6 protein-coding genes are annotated in these 6,663 nt (G+C 64.4%); 1 reads left to right on the forward strand and 5 read right to left on the reverse strand.

The annotated features are described in order from the left end of the window. Positions 1-200 precede the first annotated feature (200 nt). Positions 201-2,075, forward strand: a complete 1,875-nt coding sequence (locus K8V11_RS03815) for an HNH endonuclease signature motif containing protein (RefSeq protein ID WP_303911074.1) — start codon at positions 201-203, stop codon at positions 2,073-2,075. Between the two features lie 17 nt (positions 2,076-2,092). Here the strand turns inward: K8V11_RS03815 and K8V11_RS03820 are convergent, their stop codons facing one another. The 5 genes from K8V11_RS03820 to K8V11_RS03840 all read right to left on the reverse strand — a co-directional run. Further along, on the reverse strand, positions 2,093-3,712 hold the full coding sequence (locus tag K8V11_RS03820; RefSeq protein WP_303911075.1) for an AMP-binding protein: 1,620 nt from the start codon (positions 3,710-3,712) through the stop codon (positions 2,093-2,095). A gap of 131 nt (positions 3,713-3,843) precedes the next feature. Further along, positions 3,844-4,506 carry a response regulator transcription factor gene (locus tag K8V11_RS03825; protein ID WP_303911076.1) on the reverse strand — a complete coding sequence of 221 codons (663 nt, stop codon included), beginning with the start codon at positions 4,504-4,506 and terminating at the stop codon, positions 3,844-3,846. Beyond that, positions 4,503-5,957 (reverse strand): HAMP domain-containing sensor histidine kinase, encoded by a 1,455-nt coding sequence (locus K8V11_RS03830; protein WP_303911077.1) that lies wholly within the window; start codon positions 5,955-5,957, stop codon positions 4,503-4,505. Before K8V11_RS03830 ends, K8V11_RS03825 begins: the two co-directional genes overlap by 4 nt. After that, positions 5,957-6,307 (reverse strand): hypothetical protein, encoded by a 351-nt coding sequence (locus K8V11_RS03835; protein ID WP_303911078.1) that lies wholly within the window; start codon positions 6,305-6,307, stop codon positions 5,957-5,959. The genes K8V11_RS03830 and K8V11_RS03835 overlap by 1 nt, the downstream gene beginning before the upstream one ends. Before the next feature lie 133 nt (positions 6,308-6,440). Further along, a partial coding sequence (locus K8V11_RS03840) for a MaoC/PaaZ C-terminal domain-containing protein (protein ID WP_303911079.1) occupies positions 6,441-6,663 on the reverse strand: 223 nt, incomplete at its 5' end.

The following is a 6,663-nucleotide window of genomic DNA, read 5'->3' on the forward strand; positions in this document are numbered from 1 at the left end:
TGCGCATTTTCGTGCGCATTTTGGGGCCTGCGTGGGGCTGTTGCTGGGGCTTGCGCGGCCGACTCCTGTGCCCCATGTGACCTCTGCGGCGCCTGGGTTTTCGGCCTAAAATGGTATCGAAAAGGTCTAGCTATAATCGAACGGGTGGTCTATGATAAATAGCAGTAACAGCGTTATCTTTCGGTGGACGGACGCCCCAGATGTTGGATGAAGAGAAGATTCGGTACGCGCCTCTAGAGTGCGATAAGCAGTTCAAACGAGTAATCGCCGAGTCGGCGACATGTCTGCGCGATGGCGCTACCGGTGTCGTCGAGGCTCTAGAACAATTGAGTGCTACCATCGCCAACGTTCAGGATGAGTTCGATGAGTCTGGCACAGACTCCCCACTTATTGCAGCCATGCTGCAGTTCGCCGGACGGGACCTTCTCGCTCTCGCCGCCCACCTTCCGTCAAGCGAGGATCAGGCGAATGTGTTCACCGTGCTAGGGAGCTGCGCCGAGGGTGCTGCAATGCAGCATGCGCTAGACACCCTTGAGACGACGCGAGCGGAGCAAATGGATCCCGCGACTGCGGAGGATCCGGATTACATGACTTTCGACCCTGAATCGCTGGCCGCAGATCGTATCGCCGTCGAACACAACCTCACCACCAGCAGGGCGGGAAATCTGCTGGGGAAGTCAATGTCGGTGCAACGATGCACCCGCGTGTGGAACGTCCTCATGTACGGAGGGATGAGTTCGGCCGTCGCGCTTCGGATCGCGGACGAGCTCGAACATGTCGTCGACGAGGACAAACTGCTGGAGATCCAGGGCAGAATCCTCGCCGAGTGTCTCGTGGATGGGAAGTGCGTTCGGTGGTCGTCGGGGATGACCCGGAAGCTCCACCGCATCATCAGCAAGGTCGATAGGGCGGCGCTCAAGCGGGACGAAAAGGACAGCAAGGACAAGCGCGATGTGCGCATGTGGCCCGCGACGCCGGCAAGCTCGACCATTATGGCGACGCTTCCTGCACTGGAGGCCGAAGCAGTGTGGAGCAGTGTGGACGCTCTCGCCGCCTCGTGGGCCAAGATGGGAAGCGAAACCCGCACGGCTGCCGAGCGCCGCGCGGACGCTCTCGTCCAGATGGTCACGGGCATCGACAAGCGGCCGGTGGGTGATTGCACCCCGATCGGGCATCAGGTGTGCTCCCCGAACATCACGCTTGTGGCCGATATGGACGCAGGCGCCGCCAGGCAGCGTGCGTACACGGCGAAGGGGGCCTCTACGCGCGAGCGGCTCGACGAACTTCTCGATTCGGCGCGCAGTGCCAGGCTATCGACGATGCCGCTGCGTGCCGACGAACTCGGCACCAATCTCGAGAATGCAATGGCGTTGCTCGGTGAGCTGGTCGGCCGGCTGGGCGAGGAAACCACGTACAAGCCGTCGGCGGCGTTACGAAGGCTGGTCGCCGCGCGGGACGGGACCTGCCGGTTCCCCGGCTGCCAAGTGTCCGCCGGGCGCTGCGACCTGGACCATGTCATACCGTTCAACCACAACGATCCACTTCGGGGCGGGCTGACTCGCGAAGATAATCTCATCGCCCTGTGCCGGCACCACCACAGAGATAAGACACACAACGAGACAAACTATCGACTGTGGCCCGACGGGACAGTGGAGGTTGTATTCGCCGGCGGTACCGTTGGCTCAAGTGTGCCCGCCGGGCATCGTGGACAGGGGAGGGCCGAGCTCGGTCTGTCCTACGAGGCGCTACCCGCGAACTATCGGGAACAGGTTGAAGAGCTGGCCGGTATTGCGAAGGAGTTGGCCACGATCTGCCACTCGATAGCCGCAGATCGCGGGCCGGGGTTCGTCACCGACATCGGCGAGCAGCCGGCTGCGGACAAGCGCCCGCCAGGGCCGACGAGGAAGGAGCGCCGCGAGGCTTCGACGGCCGAATTCCGGCGACGCCCGCGGACGCGGAAACCGAGAAAGAGTAGTGAACGACGGCTGGTGCCGTTGATGTACGGTCCCTTCCGCGATTCCGATCCGCAGGCCTCCGCGGGGAAGGTCATCGACCCGGAGAACCCTCCGTACTAGCTGCTAATCGGCAACCGCTACACGGCGACGTCGTCGTCGGCCACCATGCGCTTGGCCCACCGGTAGTCGGCCTTGCCCGAAGGCGAGCGGAGAACCTCGGGCACCACGATGACCGACCGGGGAATCTTGTACCCCGCGAGGCTCGCGCGGCAGTGCTCGGCGAGTTCTTCCGGGGAAGGCTCGTCGAAGCCCTCGCGGAGCGAGACGACGGCGGACACGCGTTCGCCGTACTTCGGGTCCTTGGTGCCGGCGACGAGAGCATCGAAGATGGCCGGGTGAGCCTTGAGCGCCTGTTCTACCTCTTCCGGAAATACCTTCTCGCCGCCGGTGTTGATGCATCCCGAGCCTCGCCCGAGCAGCACGATCGAACCGTCGGACTCGACCTTGGCCATATCGCCGAGGACAGACATCCGCCGGCCGTCGGACAAGGTCTTGAAAACGTTCGCCGACTTCTCGGGATCCTTGTAGTACTCGAGCGGCACGTGCCCGACGCGCGCCAGGTAACCGATGGCATCGCTGCCGGGCTCAATAGGATCGAGCAGCTCGTCGATGACGATCGAACGCGGGCTCGGCGGTAGGCGCAGCTCGCCGGCATCGTTCATGCTCAGCTGCCCGTCCGTGCCGGACTCCGAGGCGCCGAAATTGTCGCGGATAAAGATATCGGGCAGCACGGTCTTGAGCTTGTCCCGCGAAGCCTGCGACCAGATCGCCCCACCCGAGTTCACGGCGAACAGCGAGGAGACATCGTAGGAATCGGCGTTGTCGACGAGCTCGTCGACGAACGGCACGCCCATCGCGTCGCCGACGATCATGATGATCTGGACCTTCTCCGAGCCGATAAGCGATAGCGCCTCGACCGGATCCCAATTGCGCATGAGCACCTGCTTCGCGCCCATGAAAAACATCGAGAACATCGCATACACGGCAGCGCCATGGATCAGCGGCGCAGTGACCAGCAGCGACATAGCCGGCGTGTCCTTCGCGGCCTTGCATAGCTCCTCGATCGTATCGTGGGGATCGCCGTACTGATTGCCGCCGGCGAGTGCCGCGTAATAAAAGTCGGTGTGCGTCCATACGACGCCCTTGGGATGACCCGTCGTCCCGCCGGTGTACACCATGTAGCGGTCGTCGCCCGAACGCTCCGGGAACCCTCTGTCCTTGGACTGCTCGGGAATGACGTCGGACCACGCGGAAACCCCGACTCCGGCGTCAGAACACTGCCGTGCAAACGCATCGGTGACCTCGCCCACCACGAGGACATGCTGCAGCTCGCCGAGGCGCGCGAGGATCTCGCCTGCGATACCGGTGAACTCCGAGTCGATGATGATGAGCTTCGAGTCCGAGTTCGAGTAGAGGTACTCAAGCTCCGACGAGGTGTAGCGGAAGTTGATGTTGGCCGGGACCGCGCGGACCTTGAGTGAGCCGATGAGCGCCTCGACGAATTCGAGGCTGTTGCGCATATGCATCGCGACGTGGTCGTTCTTCCCGATCCCGATGGACTCAAGGAAGTGGCCGACCTTGTTGGCGCCTTCGTCCAGCTCGGCGTAGTTCAGCCGAGCGCCCTCGAAGTACAGGGCCTCGCGATCCGCGATCGAATCGGACAGGGCCTCGAAAGCGTCGGCAAGGTTCATCGTCATGCGGTTACTCCGTCTCTTGCGCCCACCGCCCCCGCGGAGGACCGAAAACTAGAACGTGTTCCAAAATGGATCCGATCTCGAGTATGCCGCACGTCACAAGACGGTGCATCAGAATGTTCCAGTTTTGTTTCTCAGGGCATCTTGTAGCCGGCGCCGCGGACGGTGACCAGCCGGTCCGCGCCGATCTTCTTGCGCAACGTGCGCACATAGACGTCGACGACATTGGACGCGGGGTCGAAGTCGTATCCCCACACGTGGTCGAGGATCTGCTCCCGGGAGAGCACCTGCCCGCGGTGGGACAGGAAGACCTTGAGCAGCGAGAACTCCCGTGCCGTCAGGTTCGTGGGCTCGCCGTCGACCTCGGCGGTGTGGGCGAGGAGGTCGAGGCGAAGGCCGTCGTGCTCAAGGATGCGCGCGTCGTCGTGGGCCGCGGATCCATCGTGGAGGCGAAGCTGCACGCGCGCGAGGAGCTCGGCGAAATGGAAAGGCTTGGCGAGGTAGTCGTTCGCCCCCGAGGTCAGCCCCGTGACGGTGTCTCGGACCGAATCGCGCGCGGTGAGGACTACTACGGGTGTCGATATTCCTTGGCCGCGGGCCTGCGACAGCACCTCGAATCCGTCCAGCAGGGGTAGGCCGATGTCGAGGATGACGAGATCGAACTGCTCCGAGCGCAACCCCTCGAGGGCGCTGCGGCCGTCTCCGACGTGGGTCGTGGAGAACCCCGCGCTGCGCAGCCCCTTCTCGAGGAACGACACTATTCGAGGGTCATCTTCGGCGATGAGGATCCGGTTCACGGTTCTTGTGGTCCTTCCGGTGCGGGAATGACGATGTAGAAGGTGGCGCCCTGGCCGAGGGCCGATTCGGCGTGCGCCGCGCCGTGGTGCCCGCGGGCGATCGCGGAGACGATCGACAGGCCGAGGCCGGCGCCGGCCGTGGTGTGCGATGCGCCGCCGCCCCGGTCGAAGCGGGCGAAGATGCGCTCGGTATCGCCCGGCTCGATGCCGGGGCCGTCGTCGCCGACCCAGAAGTGCAGTGACCTGTCTTGGCCCCCACCGGAAAAGCGCGAACCTAGACGGATTCGGCTCTCCGGCTTCGTGTGCTGGACGGCATTGGTGGTGAGCTGGAGCATCGCCTGCATGATGCGCTGGGAATCGAGCGAGACGGTTCCCTCGGCGATCTCGACGAGCTGCCATTGCCGGTCACCGAGTTGGGCGGCCTGGGCCTCGACGTCGATCATGAGTTCGGCGAGATCGGTGTCCGCGGGCCGGACGAAATCGGGCCGCTCGGATTTGGCGAGCGTGAGCAGGTCGGAGACGATCCGGCTCATGCGGTCGAGTTCGGAGTCGACCAGGCGCATCGTTTTCGCGCGCGAGACGGGGTCTTCATCGGTGGTCTCGAGGTGGCCGCGGATCACGGTGATCGGCGTACGCAGCTCGTGTCCGGCGTCGTCGACGAAGCGACGCTGCGTCTCGTGCGCCCGCGCCAGGCGGTCGAGCATCGAGTTGAAGGTGATCGCGAGCTGGGAGATGTCGTCTCGCCCCTCGACAGGCACGCGCCGCAGTAGGTCGGTCTCCTGGATCGAATCGGCGACCTCGCGGACCTGTCTGATGGGCATGAGTATCTGTGCGGCCACGAACCAGCCGAACAACGCCGTCAATAAGAGGCCGCCCAGCGCGACGGCGGCGAGGACCCGGATCGTGTGGTCGGCCTCGTCGAGCGCGTCTGATGTGAAGACCGCGACGAGCAGGTACGCGTCGCCGCCGTCGGGCGAGCCCACGGGCACTCGCGCCCACCGCATCTCGCCGGCAGGGGTGGTGTTGACGCCGGAGTCCGCGGATCCTGTGCGGAGCTCTGCGAGTAGTGCGGTGTCGGCGATGAGATCGTACGGGCCGTTGTCACCGCCGCTGCGATCGACGGCGATGACCTGGTCGTCGACCAGCCCGAGCAGTACCTCGTCGGAAGTGGGGATCTGCCGGCTCAGGTACACGGCGAGCAGGCGCTCGGCGGAGGTGAATGGCTGCGCGCTCGTCGGGTCCACGCCCTGCGCCGCGAAGGCCTCGAACTCGCTGATCTCCTGGTCGATCGCGGTGTTCGCGTCCCGCGCGACGTCCGCGATGAGCAGCGAGCGCACCGTGAACCCGACGGCGATGAGCGTGATCGCGGTGGTGAGGAGGATCCATCCGACGATGCGCCAACGCGCGGGTATCGGGCGGACGGCGCCTGGGCGCCGAAGGCTAGGCGACACTAGTCGTCCCAGTCGTCGTCATCGTCATCGTCGTCCCAATCGTCGCCAATATCGTCCACATCGTCATCGTCCCAGTCGTCGTCGACGTCATCATCGTCGTCCAGCTGTGGTTGCGGGACCTGAGGCTGGACGTGCTGGACCTCGTCGCGATCGTCGTCGCGATCGTCATCGAGGTCATCTTCGGGAGGTGCGACCTGCTGGGACGGATCGTCGTATCGCGGCAGATCCTGGGAAACGCGTTCGACGGCGACATTCGGCTCGCCCGGCTCGTTGCTCACGGCGAATGCCGCCGCCGCGGCGCCGAGGGGGAGGATGAGGAAGGCGGCGACGATGCCGAGCTTCTTGTTCATCGTGGGCTCCTTGAAGGTTGCAGGTACATCGACGTCATTCGTCGACTACAACGATCATGTCGAGCGCGGATGATTCGAAAGTGAAACCTTGATGAAGGAGCCTTCATCTTACGGTCGGCGCGGCGAGCGGGGCCTACTTATCCTGTGCGAGAACGATGTTGCCCAGTACGGGGGCGTTGTCGCGTTCGACGGAATCCGCCGTGGCGACGACGCCGTTCTCGCTTCGCCAGGCGCGTACCCGCAGCGTCTCGCCGGGGAAGAGGATGCCGGCGAAGCTCACGCCGTACTGGGAGATCCGGGCTACGTCGCCGTCATACAGCGAGTCCACCAGTGCGCGGAGAACAAGGCCGTATGAG

It is taken from the genome of Dietzia timorensis (assembly GCF_020742175.1).
Taxonomy (GTDB): Bacteria; Actinomycetota; Actinomycetes; order Mycobacteriales; family Mycobacteriaceae; genus Dietzia; species Dietzia timorensis_A.